Below are 12,966 nucleotides of genomic sequence, written 5' to 3'. Positions count from 1 at the left end.
GGATAATACCTCCTAAATCGCAAAAAGCAGAGCATGCTTTCGGATCGGAAAGCGGCTCTGCCAGCATATCATTTTTTAAACGTTCCTATTTTAATGGACCTGTTCATTGCGGATTCGAACTTGTTCAGCAGGCTGGTTCCCGTCTCGCGGTCATTGGCTTGAATGATAACGGTATCGATCGCGACGCCTCCGCCAGAGACCGCCTGAACCGCATTGGCCGTACTGCTGGACGGAGAGAGGAGAGAGAGCTTCTTGGACATTTCGCCGGCAAAATTATAAACAAATTGCAAAGGATTATCCAGGACAACTTCGCCTGTCTTGAGAATGCCTAATTCTTCGTTAGGCTTCAGGGTGCTCTTTATTTTCTCCCACCAGGTTCGAGTCGTGGTTCCAGCTACTCCGACTTCTCCGCCGTCATGGTATAATTTGACGCCATTTTTGTACCATATTCCGGTTTTATCGTCGCGTGTAGCTCCAATCTGAGCTCCGAGCCGCAGGTTTTCTGCAGCAATTTCATTTTTTCTGTTCTGATTTGTTGCTGCTGCCCATGCTTTACTGTTGCCTTTCATGATTTCGATAATTTCCAGTTCTTTTGCTGTAAAAGCAGGGGAGGCAGGAGAGCTGGGGCTGGCAGTATTGCTATTATTCCCATTATTAGAGCTACTGTTACTCCCTATAGGGAAATTGAGCAGCTTATCAAAATCCAATTGCATAGCATAGTTCAGGTTCTCGAAAGCTTGGGAAGTCTCGAATGCATGATCCTTGAGTATAGAGAAAAATATATTGTACTTGCCCTTTAGTTCATTGAGTGTTGCTTCAACAACTTGAGCATCCTGACTGAGCAGGTTTTTCTTCATTTCATAAAAATACTTCTCATTTTCGAGAAGATCTTTATATTTTTGCTGCGTTTTCTCTTTCTCGCTATCGATTTTCTCGAGTGTTTCTTTATGAAGATCATCTTGATCCTTTTTGACTTTCTCCGTATACTTCTTACGATCATCCAGCTGATCCTGCAGGCCTTCTTTGGTGAGGGTTCTTTCACGCTCTAATTTGAAGCGCTCGATCTCTTCCTCTGCAGCATCCAACTGGTCCTGTAATTCTTTACGTTTGGCTTTGCCTTCCATGGATTGATCCAAGGACCATTTGTTCAGGCTTTCCTGAATCTTTTGCCGCTCTTTGAGCTTTTTCTCCAGTTCGGTTTCATAGTCATCCGCGGTATTCTGACGGTCAAGCAGCTTGATTTGTTTGTTGATATACTCTTCAAACCGTTTATCTTCGTCATCGATGTTCTGCATGAACGTTTCGTGTCTTTTGTTTTCTGCCTTGGTGCGTTTCTCTAGGGTATCCAGTTCCAAATCGCGCTGTGTCTCGATCATTTTCTTGAAGTTGCTGATGATCTGATCGGCGTAGGTTTCTCTGATATTCTGGATGGATTTGTTATATTCATAGTTAGCAATGATTAAGTTATGAAGTTCTTTTGTTAATTCTTCTTTGGCTTTAGCCGACAGCTGTTCGCTTTGTATTTGCTCTTCAAGATATTTGATGGCTTCTTCATTAATGTCGATTTGTTGACTGGTTAACGAAATTTGCTGAGACAGCTCTTTAGAGTATTCAGAAGAATTTTCATTTACTTGTGCCATTCTAGCTTTAGAAAGCTCAAGCTCCTTATTAACATTAGAGGCTTTTTCGCTAAATTCATCAAGCTTGCTATTGATGATGCCGAGATTTTTACCGTCAATCTCTAGTGTAATATCATCAATTTCTTGTAATAGCTTTCGTAGATCGGCTTCAAAAAGCTCTCGCTCAAATCCTTTTGCATCAATCGTATTTTGAAACTCTTGATATTCCTGTTTTTTTATTTCTCTCTTTTGAATTAAATTACCGACGACATCAGATTCATATTTTCTCCAATTCTCAGAGTAATCAGTATAATTAGACTGTTTGAATTGCGATTTGTGGATTTTGTCGTCTTCGATATCTAGTAAATTTGCATAGTAGGCGCGGACACTTTCTAGATAATCCCGCTGACCTTGATAGATCTTGGCATTATTATCGGCTATTTCTTGAGCAGCCTGTTTGCCTGTTTCGTTGAGGTCTTTTTGTGAATGATCGCCACCACTGGAAGAGCTGCGGCTAGTTACCCTTTTTGCACCTTGGTATTTTTCTGACCAATATTTGCTGTCCAATTTTTGAGTACTTAACCCGCTTTTGACACCCATATGGATAAACTCGCCGTTACCCTTGTAAATACCAACGTGAGAATTATCTTCGCCCGTAGTATTAAAAAATAAAAGATCCCCTTTTTGCAAGTCTGCTTTATCAACTTTTGCACCTTGTTTGGCTTGTTCAGCAGCTGTACGAGGGAGGTTGATTCCTAAAAACTCCTCGAACATTTCTTGTACGAATTGGGAGCAATCCGACACGGCTTGCTTCGCGAATTCCTCATAAGTGCCTTTGAATTTACCGGAAACTTGTTTATATGTAAAAGTACCTTGCAAACCGGAAGCAGCAGAAAGCATATTATTGATAGGGTCGCTAGACGAGTTGCTAGTTCCAGAACTATTAACTGCTTGCTTGACTGGCAGCAACTTAGAAGGGTCTTTAACACCTTCTTCTAAAAGTCTATTTTTTTCAGCAAGTAATTTATTTTCAGCAATTATCGAATCACGATACTTTTGAGAATGTTTAGCGTATCGTTCACGCTGGCTGTTAACTTTTTTGATTGCGTCGTCTACGCCATTTATTTGCTGTTGAAGCCTTGAAAGAACCTCTGTAGTTTCCTTAAAGGTTTCTTTGGATTTCTTGTTTTCTTTTTCGTTTGAATTTTGTGTCTTGGTAAGCTCGTCGAGAGCAGCTTTATATAACTTGAGTCTGACAGTCTCGTCTTCAACTTCAGATTCTGCAGCATTTTGTTTTGCAATTTGGTTGATTATCAGCTTTTCAGCCTGGTTTTCATTCATTGAACCATTTTCTACCATAGCAGCATATTTATCAATTAATGCCTGACGTTCTTCTTTAAGTTTATTAATTCTCTCGTTTGCATTATCAATCAAAGTTTGAGTATCTTTAATATCATCTTTTAATGTTTGTTTACTTTTTTCTTTTTGAGCCTGCAAGAAAAGAAGGATTTCTTCACGACTCATTTTTGTTACATCAGCAAAATCGCCATATTTATCATTCAGCTTCTTTATCGTCGATATGGAGAGAGACTGGCCGTCTTCGAGCTCTATCTCAGCGTCATTCAAAAGTTTCATTTCTTCTTTAGCATCTTGCAAATACTCGCTCAAATAACCGATCGTACCTTCGGTATTAGTTGAGTAACCGGTAAATCCAATGACTTCGTTGTTTTCCCCAAGAACTTCCTTTAATCCACGGAAGCTGCTAGCTGCTGCATCGGCTGCGCTTGCTATTCTGCCAATTTCCCTTCCGGTTTCATCATATATCGGCAAGCTTGCTTGAGTATTTTTGGCTGCTTCGGCTAAAGAAATGGCCAGATCATCAAGAACATTAATATAATCAGGGAATTTTAACTTTAAATCTTCAATAATCGCAGCGGTGTTCCCTGACTCAATTGCTTGAGCCAGATCTATGTTATTTTCTTTTAGATACTGGTTGATATCTGAGGCCAAGTCTTCATATTGAAAAACCAAATCATCAGAATTGGACTTCGTAACATTCATTGTTTTCGAAAAGGAGTTACTCAGATTGTCTAGAAACAGCCTGACATTATTATCTGTTACATTTGTTTCATTGATGAGGTTGTTATTATAAGTTTTAAAAAGATCCGTAAAGTCTTTTAATGCACTATCATACTTGCCTTTAGCATCCTGGAATTCTCCATCCAGTTTGCCCAGTTCTGATCTGGCCACAGTAACTGCTTGAGTAATGCCGCCATGACCTAATATTTCTTTAGAAAGCCAGCCCTCATCAACGTACTGGCCTTTTTCTTTAAATATACTAGCAATTTTATCGTTTAGTTCCTGAACTTTCCTAATATATTCATTAGAGTTTGCATCCTGCTCGTCGAAAACTTTTTTATTATCATTAATGAATTCTTCGGCGGATAATAGTGCATCAACCCTAGCTGAGGCGTAGTCATGTTTCTGCTGCAGTTTTCCAACTTTTTTTTTGTTTGAAGTGATATCTTTCGCGGAATCTTTTAGCGATTCCGTTGATTCTTGATATAATCTTTTGCTTCTCTCTAGATTTAGGGCCTTTTCAGACTCAATAAGTTTATCTATTTCTGCTTTAGATTTGTAAACAGCTTTTCCCTCGGCAGTGTAGTGACTGATGATATCCGGGACGGACTGGGAAGTTTGTTCAAGAGCCTTATTTAACTCTTCTTGAGACTTACTTCGGTCACTTAGGGCTTTACTTAAATTCTCAAGGGATACGATATTGCTTTCAGTATCCGCAATATTTTGCTTTAAATTATCAAAATACTCTTGCTGAGACTCTTTGGCACTCCCAAATAAATTGGCGACCTTCTCAAGTACAAAACCTAATGCAGCTAGAGCAAGTCCAACTCCTGTACTTGCCATTAAGCCTCTCAGGGCTATTTTTGCTGCTGTTGCAGACACTCCAAGCGTTGTCATACCTCGACCAAGCGTTAATACGGCAATCGTGGCTGTTCTAAAGTTTTTACTTACCGTGGCAGCCGAAGTACCAACGATTCCTAGCAAGGTAGGGAGCAAACCAATTTTGTCAATGCTAAAGGTTAGTACCTTCATCAAACCCGTTAATACACTCGTTACACCAATAATTGAGTCGTTGATCACGGCATTTCCCATCGATAAGGCGAGCGTGTCCCAGGCGGTTTTCATTGTTTGGACTCTGGCTTCAAGGGAGTTCATGTAGTCGGCATTCTCCCGCATAGCGGATCCTTGAGAGTAGAGGGCCGCTTCGCTTGCTCTCGTGCTGGTGTCATAGTTCTCCATCAGGGCGATGAATCGGGAGAGCTGGGACTGACCGGCCAATTGCAGTGCGGTATTATACTGCTGCTCCTTGCTTAGATTGCTCCATTTACCGGCCACTTCGTCCAGAACCGCAGATCCGTTCTTCACATTGCCGTTCATGTCTTTCATGGAAATGCCAATGCTGTTCAGTACCTGTTCGGATTCTCCGAGTGTCGTCAGGCGCGAGTAAATCGTGGTTAGTGAGTTCAGGCTGTTACTTTCGGACATATGGCGTCCTACAGACTGCACTATCCTATTTCCGAAAAGTGCAGCGGAAACGGTGCTTCTAGGAGTGTCTTTACACTCGACCGCTTCTCACACTATTGCTAGTGTGTTCAGACTATCGCATCATCTTCGCTCTTAAGACAAGAAGGGAAGATGTCTCGACATTTAGTCGTTCAGGCTGTATTTAAACTTGCCCCTTGTTGTCCTATTTTTGAAAATAGGAGTTCCAAGTCCATTAGTCGAGATTTTCACTAATCAATCACTTGATCAGGCGGCAACGAGTTTACCGATCACTTCACCACTCTCACGCGTGGCCATGGAAATGGCTGTCGTATCACCGATCAGCTTTTCCATGGAAATTCCATAGTTGCTAGCCGCAGTTCCGGCCTGGGTTAAGCTGCTGGCCAAATCCTGGCTTGTTACGGAGAATTTATTGTCCACCGCGTTAAGCCTGTCAGCAATTAGAATGCTGTCCTCCGCTTCGATATTGAACGCGGACATCGCTGCCGTCATTGTCTGGATCGCTTGATCCGGTGTCAGCTCCGAGATATTTTGAAACAGGGTGGCCGTTTTGGTGAGCGCAAGGGTTTGCTGTTCGTCAAAGCCCATGCGGCCAATCTTGATCATTAGGTTATTCACTTCACTGATGGAATGTCCCAGCTCATTTGCCGTTTGAATGCTTCCGCGCAGCATGCTCTCGAAATCCGTTCCTTCGTTCATGACCCGTTTAAGCTGCGTGATTTGCGTATCGACCTCAAGAATGGTTTTAATAATATCCTGCATACCTTGCTTCAGGAGAGCCTTGTTATTTTTAATGAAAGCATGCGTTTGTTTGTAAACAGATTTTAGTGCTTGGCCAAAGCTTTTACCGACCTTATCATTTTCTTGCTTGTCGATTTCGATGGTGATCTTGATCTTCTTCAAAGACGGGTGTTTTTCAATATCTTTTATGGCTTTATTCAGCGCGGCGATCGACAGATTTATGTTGATATCGGCGGTAATTAGAATTTTCGTATCATTTGCCATGGTTCTCACTCCTTTAAATAAAAAAATGACCAACCAATGGCCATTTCTACAAAATGTATATTAAATTTCGTCCAGATTGAGTTCTTCAAATTTTGAAGCTAAAGCATCGTATTTGAACTGATCGTCGCCTGTGAATTCCAGACCGCAATGCAGCACGGCGTAGGCAACGCTCTTCAGCATGTTCCGGTTGTTGTCTGTAATCTCGACGACGAATTCCTCATTCAGCAAGGGGGCAAGAGACGTTTGGAACGCTTGAAGGTCTTTGATGTTGTATCGCTGGACCTCGCCCTCTGTAATAATTTCCGGCTGACCATCGTCGTCTAGTACACAGTGCTCCATCACGAGGTCCAAATATTCTTCCTTGTATTGCTGAAAGCGTTCCGCCAAAATTTTTATGAAGCGAGTTCTCATACGTGAGCTAAAATCCAGCAATTTCAGACGGTACAGAAAGGAGATGATATATTCCAGTTCATGAATGAAAAACTTCAAAGCGATTCGCTCCTTTGGCATTTAGTTGTTTTTAATCAGAACGTTTTTGATGACGTCTGTATTTTTTAAATTCGCATTTTCAATATAATCCAGCAGTTCGCTTTGCAGCTCTTTATTGTCCTGAACCAATTCCTCGTACATGCTGAATTTCTTCCAAATACGGGAGTAGATTTTTTGGATTTCTGTTTTGTCAAAATGCTCAAAAATGGTCTCGGCCAGCTCGCTGTCCAGCATTTTATGGAAGATATCGATCTTTTCCTCAAAGGAATAGTCGGTTCGCTCCGTTAGGGTAGAGAAGAATAACAGGATATGAAGGCTTAAATAATCCATTAATCTGTTCTCTTTCAGCTCGGAAAATCTGCGATTGTACTCGGTAATGAATTCAGAAAAATGAACGAGCATGTCATCGATCCGCGTTGGCCTGAAGCAGGCATGCACCTCTGTATAGCGGCCGTCTTCAAAGCTGACCCGATGCAGCTTGTCGTATTTATCTGCATCTTGAACCAAGTTATCTAACGTTAGTTTAGTATCTTTTACTTTATTCGGTTTCGTGGATTTCTTGCTGCTAGCTGATGTTTTAGCTGTTTTGGTCGTTTTAGTCGCCATATTTACCATCTCCTAGGTTCTTATTCATTTGTATTTGTGATGAGCTGTGTTCTTTTCATCTGAAAATGAGCAAAGGGCGCATTCACTATCTTTAAGATGAGAAGAAAGAAGGGAGGAGGGGGAAGCCCCTCCGGATTTCTTACGCCAAATCTTCCTCATCGTAAATTCGCATTACGTACAGATCGTGGGAGTCGGCCGGCTTCAATGCCTCCATCGGAATATCCAGTGCGGAAGGCTCGCCGTCAGGCTGCATGTTGAGGTTCCAGTTGTCCTCAATTTTTGCATTGTCGACCGTAATTTGCGCAGCAAAATCCTTCTGAAGATGATAGTCGCGAACGAGTACGTCGAGCACAAGCTTGAAGCTGCCTGCGAATTTATCGGAGGATGCGCGGATTTCCTTCGTATCCGGACTTGCCGCTGTTTCGTAGTAAACGATGATTTTGCTTTGATCCGGAATTTCGCCGCTCGCGAAGGAAATGGCTTTGCCGCTTACGGTATAGCTGTCCGAGGCTGGTGCCGAGGCAACGTATTCGTAGGATTTGCCCACTGTTCCATCCGCATGGAGCAGGTTCACGCTAACCAGCGCTCCGCTGCTTGACGGCGTATATGTAAGTGTAGCGGTATCTCCATTCACCACACATACTTCATTTTTAATGACATTCTTTGCACTGGAAGTAACTTCATTGCCAAGCAGCATGCCCAGCATTTCGTTGGAGAATAGGGCATCCTGCAGCACGAATCTTGCAGAACGGCCGCCCGAGAAGCCAACCAATTTTGGATTGCCGCTTCCGCCAACGGCATATACCGTTTCAGCGGTGTTCTCAATGTTAGACATTTTCAGTGTGTCGATTTTAACCTTCAGCTTTCCTGTTTCGATATCGAAAAATGATGCTGTTGCAACGTCCCGTACTGCCCATCTATTTGTAACTGCCATAAAAAAATTCCTCCTAATAAATGATTTTTGTCCAATTGATTTCTTGCATATTAATCTTTTTTGCATCGATATTGCCGGTATAAATGCCAGTGACGACACTGTTGTAATGATCGATATTTTCAAGCCGGTAATAGCCGTCGTAGAATTGGTAAATGCTTAGCTCAAAAATATTATGGATGTTTATGCCGCTGGTTGATTTCCAGGACAGGCCCGATATGATGCTGTGCAAATTCATGACCGGTTTCTTGGCAGGCTTGTTCGCTTTGCCCTTCATTAGCTTCTCGATCATCTCTTTGGCCTTGGAATTGCCGGGATTATAGTCTTCCTTGTCATTGGCTAATTCAGCCTTGTTGGCGATTTTCACGATCTCCTGGAAACGTTGAAAATTGCCTTCGTGTAGGGTCATCCCATCTCCTAGGTGGAAATAGGGAGCCTTCTCTGCATCTACAAGCTCGATCTCTTTTTGTAATAGAAGTCTGATCCCGTTGGAAAACGAATTTCGGAAGTGATCGTTCTGCATGAAGAAATAACACGCTAGTACAAAGGCAGATTCAGGCACTTCTCCCAAGCCGGATATTCGTGACTTGTCAAACAATAGAGACGACAGGGATTCCATGTAGCTGCTGTATCCCAGCTTAATGACATCTCTCAGCTTCGGTGAGCGAATATAGCCGATATCTGTGACGAACACCGGCTCATTCGCCAGCAAAGCAAGATGAATGTCTTCTTCATGGGTCATTTCGGCGGCTCCATCCCTTCCGATTGATTCATAGTTAAGCACCTCCTTAAAAGCAAAATATTTATCTCAAAGGAATATTACAATTCCTATCACTAATACAAATTAGGTTCGATACCGTTAAAGTCTTGATGTATCAACGTTTAAGAGAGTTTTCTATCACTTCACGAACGTATGTTCCCTTATTTTCTTCATACTATTCCGCTGCCATTCCTTTTGTTTGGCCCGGGAGCATTCGCTGCAGTACTTCTTGCGATTGGAGGTTGGACGAAGCAGAATGCCGCAGCTTCTGCAGCTAATGATCTTATCGCCGCGCCACTCTAAGTAGAGGTAGATGTAATTTCTGAAATCTCTAACGATAACTCCTGCTGTGTCCTGATCCGCCGCAAACAACACTCTTTTGCTCAACTTTTTGGTATTCAAGGTCGGTTCAATTGCGCCAAGCGTGATAAGGTCATTGACGAGCAGCCCCTGCCTAACGCTATTCGCCGTCACCTTGGCATCTTTGAATATGTCGCTACGCGGCGTGTTCACCCAATAGGAGTCATTGCCGTTCATCTTGTTGAAAATTTTGCCGTACACCAAGTAGACGAAGGCGAGCTTTTCATGAACGAGACTATTCAGACTCTTGATATGTTCCAATTCTTTATTCGTTATGACGATTTCCGTGATTTCTAGAAGCGAATGATCTTGTTTTTCAATCGTTTTGACCCACCGGTCTAAAGTATCCTGCCATTTGATGCTGTTAAAGTGGGGATAATGAGTTTTCATGAAAAGCTCAATCTCTTCGCGAACCTCCAACCGATTCATACCAAGCGAATAGTAGTGTTTGATTAAACAGGTTATGGTTTTAGAAATTTTCTGATGAATATAACCTTCTGTCAGCGCCTGTTGAACCAGCTCTTTTTCGTTAATGATCAATTTCATGCGGGTTTCAGCTCCTTATCACCAAGATCTTTTAACTTTACGGTTTCAAGCGAAAACCAATTTCCGCCGAAGGAAATGCTCCCCCCAAGGTCCAGCCGTGGATAAGTGATGATATGACCGTTTCTCTCCAGCAAATTGAGCAAGATCTGGTCGCTGCAAATGTCCCAAACGATTTGCTTGGTCGTATTTTTGCTATAGCAGAGGTCCAGAAGAATATTGCACACATCCTCTGTATTGCTGCATTTTTCGTACACTTCCTGCTTGAAGGATTGCTTGAAGATCATTCTGGCGGACTGTGCTTCATCCTCCGTCATTCTAGCTTTCCTCGCAGAGAGGGCATGACTTTTAACGGTTTCCTGATACCTTTCCAGCACCTCTGCTAATTGCTGATAGCTTCTTTTAGAGTAGGGCTTCGCTGTTTTGTAAATGCTGTGGTCAAATTCTGTATTTGAAGCGGCTTCCTTGATGGGATCGAAAGCATCCTCAACCATCCGGCATAACCGGTTCATGACGGAATCGGTGATGGAGAGGGGCATATAGTCGTAGTAATTTTGCAAAAATAACTGTTCGTCGTCTGTCCGCTCTTCTTTGGCTATGAGCTCGATAAGACTCATTCTGAATCTTTCCAAGCAGTTCATTTCATAGGCTTTGATATGACTGCGATATTGTTTTTGCAGCTCGGGATAGATGTATCCAAAAAAATAAGGCTTCTTGTCAGCGAGGATGCGCAGATTCATCTCCCGATCCTTAGACGATTCGGCAGCATGGCGGTCATACCATTCTTTGGGCATGTCCTTGCTATTGATGCCTTTCGTTTTATCGATCGCGTTCTGCTGATAATTTTGACCGCATTGAATACGGTAGGTTAGTGTTTTATATTCCTTGCTGTCTTTCGGGAACTTGGCACGGACATCGAACATGGACGTAATCCGGTTTGTGACTTTGCCTATTTCATCGCCGAAGCTGTTTTTGTTCGCTTGGATGGCGTCTTTTTCGGTTACGATTTTTTTCTCGGCAATTTTCTGGACGCATACGATGGCAGGCAATTTCTCAATGCTGTCCAGCAGCACCTTGTTATTGGTAGTAAGGACGGCGTCACCATCCTTGTCCGCTCCGTTCAGGGCATGGGTTGTGGTGTCCCATGAATTGAAAATCGTGACCGTGTTCATATATTTGTACCAGTAATTCATTTCCGGTGTATTTTCCAGTTGCAGAATTCTGATGTTTTCCGCGCAGGTCATCGGCGCCCTGAGGCAGGCGACCTGGCTGACGTTTCTGTCATTCCAGTATTTTGAATAGAAGGAGCCTGCAGGAAGCAGTCCCGTAACCTCCATTCCGAACATGCTCTGACAGAGGCTGAAGGGATCGCCTGAGATGGTAGAGAAATTTCCGGCTACTTTTATTACGCCGACCTTGGCGTCGTTCATTCTTTTCCTGATCATTCCGTAAATTTTATTCCTTATGAATGGATCATGAATGATGCTAGGATCAGCCATAAGGGCTTTGGAGAAATCATTGCCTTTCTTGTGGAATGTATCTGGTGAAATGTTTTTACCGTTTAAATACAAAATGCTCTTGTAAGGATCGAGTCCTAAAATATCATTGATTTCATCCAGGGTCGGCGTAATTAACGTCCGGATTTGCTCGTCAGACAGATCCAGCGACTGAATGAACTGGTAATTAAGGTTTCGTTCATCCTCCAGCGATTCCGGAGTCACTTTGGTAACGCTGAAGGTATAGTTGTTTTGCCGGCAGTGATGGAGATAGTGTTCAAGATGATCATAGGAATCCCATAATTTGAGCATAGAGGCCGTTAGAACGATATCCGCCTGGCGGATGTCTCTTTCATGTCCCCAAACATCCTTTACGATATAGCTTTCAGCTACCTGCTCCGCAAAAGCGTGGAAATCGAACGTAAACAGCATGCCTTTCGCAAAAGCATTTCTGATGCAAAAACCGCTAGGCATATAATTTTCCCCAAGCTGCTTGGCCCATTTTTCGCTAAGGGAAGGGAGGATCAGTCCATAACCATCGCTTTCGTTCAGTTTGATGTCATAATTTTCTTTGTATCTCATCTTGGGAAACTTCTTTGTGACCGAATCGTCAATTTCAATGACATTGCTGAAGAACGAGGTTTCGCAATCGTTTACGACCAGAATTCCATTTGGATGGGGGACCGGCGTACTCGTACTGCATACTAGAGATTTATAGGCTTCAAGTCTGGCAGGGACAAAAGGTTTGTTCATATTCCTGCCGTTCTCAATCCTTCTCATTAGCTCGTCGTAGATGTCGTTATTTACAAAAACAACGGTACTATTTTTTGCACCGCTTGTCGTTGCCAGTAGTCTTCGATATCGTATCCCGTTGATATAAAAGCCTTTTTTGCTGTTTAAGCGGTCATAGTCCTGATTGTTGTCAATAACGACGCTTAGGTAACTGGAAACGAATGAGGCTTCATACAATTCTTTATATAACGAGCTGAGCTTTTTTTTATTGGCGGTTATGTTATCCTTCATTTTTAAAGTATGAATCTGATCCCGGATGCTTAATATGTATGGATCTTGATTTTCTTGATGTTCTATTTCCAAAATGAACCGCAGCGCCGTACTATCCGCCAATGCTACGATTTCTTCGTTTCTCATCGCTTCTTCGATCGTAAGATTAAGATTCCATTTGGCCTTCCGAAGCCTGGATGAACGTATTTTAAAGACGTATTTTAAAGAAGCTGATAGTTTGCCCAACATAATTACCTCCTGCTGCATAACGATCTTCGGTCTGAATAATGATGATTTCCTGCATGTCCTCGTCAAAAAATTCGAATCTTTCATCGATATCGCCGTCGTAATAAAGGTCCTGCCAGCTAAACCGTGAATGTCCTCGTTTCATCTACTCACCTCACTGTTCCTTTTTTATGTTACCGAAATGGTATTATCAGATAGTTGCCTCACGATAAATTTTAAGATTCCTTTTTGCTAGAAAAGTACTCCGAAAAGCAGAAATGTTATTGATTTCATTAGATATAAACAAAATTTTCTGTTATTTCATATTGTGTTCTCAGCTCCATCATG

At 42.4% G+C, this 12,966-nt stretch carries 9 protein-coding genes; all 9 read right to left on the bottom strand.

The genetic code is table 11. The features are described 5' to 3' along the window. Positions 1–68 precede the first annotated feature (68 nt). Complete coding sequence (locus tag MKX50_RS15250) at positions 69–5,183, bottom strand: NlpC/P60 family protein (RefSeq protein ID WP_339157306.1); 5,115 nt, start codon at positions 5,181–5,183, stop codon at positions 69–71. 264 nt (positions 5,184–5,447) lie between these two features. Beyond that, entirely contained in the window at positions 5,448–6,206 is a 759-nt protein-coding gene (locus MKX50_RS15245) for a phage tail tape measure protein (RefSeq protein ID WP_339157305.1), read from the bottom strand. 60 nt (positions 6,207–6,266) lie between these two features. Next, complete coding sequence (locus tag MKX50_RS15240; RefSeq protein WP_339157304.1) at positions 6,267–6,695, bottom strand: hypothetical protein; 429 nt, start codon at positions 6,693–6,695, stop codon at positions 6,267–6,269. A 21-nt stretch (positions 6,696–6,716) separates the two neighbouring features. Further along, a complete protein-coding gene (locus MKX50_RS15235) occupies positions 6,717–7,301 on the bottom strand; it encodes a hypothetical protein (protein ID WP_339157303.1) in 585 nt (194 codons plus the stop codon). Positions 7,302–7,440: 139 nt separating this feature from the next. Then, the gene (locus MKX50_RS15230) at positions 7,441–8,235 is read right to left on the bottom strand and encodes a hypothetical protein (RefSeq protein ID WP_213590574.1); all 795 of its coding nucleotides are present in this window, start codon (positions 8,233–8,235) and stop codon (positions 7,441–7,443) included. Positions 8,236–8,248: 13 nt separating this feature from the next. Next, positions 8,249–8,974, bottom strand: a complete 726-nt coding sequence (locus MKX50_RS15225) for a hypothetical protein (protein ID WP_339157302.1) — start codon at positions 8,972–8,974, stop codon at positions 8,249–8,251. Positions 8,975–9,130: 156 nt separating this feature from the next. Further along, on the bottom strand, positions 9,131–9,898 hold the full coding sequence (locus tag MKX50_RS15220) for a hypothetical protein (protein ID WP_339157301.1): 768 nt from the start codon (positions 9,896–9,898) through the stop codon (positions 9,131–9,133). Continuing rightward, entirely contained in the window at positions 9,895–12,642 is a 2,748-nt protein-coding gene (locus MKX50_RS15215; protein WP_339157300.1) for a hypothetical protein, read from the bottom strand. The genes MKX50_RS15220 and MKX50_RS15215 overlap by 4 nt, the downstream gene beginning before the upstream one ends. After that, positions 12,602–12,784 (bottom strand): hypothetical protein, encoded by a 183-nt coding sequence (locus MKX50_RS15210; protein WP_213590578.1) that lies wholly within the window; start codon positions 12,782–12,784, stop codon positions 12,602–12,604. The genes MKX50_RS15215 and MKX50_RS15210 overlap by 41 nt, the downstream gene beginning before the upstream one ends. Positions 12,785–12,966: the final 182 nt, after the last annotated feature.

The organism is Paenibacillus sp. FSL W8-0186 (genome assembly GCF_037969765.1).
In the GTDB taxonomy this organism is placed as follows: domain Bacteria; phylum Bacillota; class Bacilli; order Paenibacillales; family Paenibacillaceae; genus Fontibacillus; species Fontibacillus woosongensis.
The sequence above is the reverse complement of the archived record's forward strand: the minus strand, read 5'-3'. Positions and strand labels throughout refer to the sequence as shown.